This window comes from Alcanivorax sp. HI0044 (assembly GCF_001634945.1).
Genome location: NZ_LWEZ01001582.1, coordinates 1 through 760, shown reverse-complemented (window position 1 = coordinate 760; position 760 = coordinate 1). Strand labels below are relative to the sequence as shown.

1 protein-coding gene is annotated in these 760 nt (G+C 59.1%); it reads left to right on the top strand.

Annotated elements, in window-relative coordinates; genetic code table 11:
* Positions 1–606 (top strand): TetR/AcrR family transcriptional regulator (locus A3730_RS24035; RefSeq protein ID WP_369819118.1); only part of this gene is annotated, 606 nt, incomplete at its 5' end.
* Between the last annotated feature and the right edge of the window lie 154 nt (positions 607–760).

Here is a 760-nt window from a genome sequence, read left to right as displayed (position 1 = left end):
AATACGCAAACCGCCATCAATCAGCCAGATAAACACCGCGACACCCGCCAGCACCTGCTGGATACGGGCCGTGACATTCTGGCTGCCCGCGGTTTCAGCTCCGTCGGCTTGAGCGCCATCCTGCAAGCCGCCGGCGTGCCGAAAGGCTCGTTTTACCACTACTTTCAGTCCAAAGAGCAATTTGGCCAGGCGTTGCTGGAAGATTATTTTGCCAGCTACGTGCAAGACCTGGACGCCCGCTTCACCGATGACGATACCCCGGCCATCAGCCGGCTGATGCGGTACTGGCAGGATTGGCAGGAAAACTACTGCGGCCCCGCCGGCCTGCGCGATTGCCTGGTGGTCAAACTGAGCGCCGAAGTGGCCGACCTGTCCGAAGCCATGCGCATCACCCTGCGCGATGGCACCGAGCAAGTCATGGCGCGCATTGCCAACTGCATTGACGCCGCCATTGCCGATGGCTCCCTGCATCCGCAGCCAGCCCAGCAGACCGCCGGCAACCTCTACCAGCTATGGCTGGGCGCCAGCCTGCTGACCAAGCTGCACCGCAATGCGCAGCCCATGAATCAGGCCATGACGCTGACCCATAACATGCTCGCACGCTGACACAACCACACTGAACACAACCGTGCCCGCTATTGAGCGGGCCTTTTTAGCCGCCAACTCTAGACGACCGGTCTATTTAAAAACTTTCAAGCGAATCAAGCGCCATCAATCAAGGATACCGCACCATGAACAACTTCGATTTCTACAACCCCAC